Here is a 252-nt window from a genome sequence, read left to right as displayed (position 1 = left end):
GGTAGACATTATCTAAATGCTCAGGTAGGGTATCACAAAGTGCCTTGGCCAATTCGGACTGAGGGCTTTGAACATACTCTCCATAGACCATTAGGTGTAGGTATTTATCCAGTTGACCTTGGATTGCTTCCAGCACTTTTGGGTGTCTGTGGCCCACGTTACTTACTCCTATACCCGAGATGAGATCTATATATTTTTCTCCCTTGGGTCCAAAAAGATAGATTCCTTCAGCTTTTTCCACTTCGATCATCA

Annotated in this window: 1 protein-coding gene; it reads right to left on the bottom strand. The window is 43.3% G+C overall.

Annotation, left to right across the window (positions count from 1 at the left end):
* Positions 1-250, bottom strand: a 250-nt coding sequence (locus I5349_RS13915; protein ID WP_226391378.1) for an aminotransferase class III-fold pyridoxal phosphate-dependent enzyme, incomplete at its 3' end; no start/stop codon positions are given.
* Positions 251-252 lie beyond the last annotated feature (2 nt).

Source organism: Penaeicola halotolerans (assembly GCF_016464625.1).
Lineage (GTDB): Bacteria > Bacteroidota > Bacteroidia > Cytophagales > Cyclobacteriaceae > Penaeicola > Penaeicola halotolerans.
The sequence above is the reverse complement of the archived record's forward strand: the minus strand, read 5'-3'. Positions and strand labels throughout refer to the sequence as shown.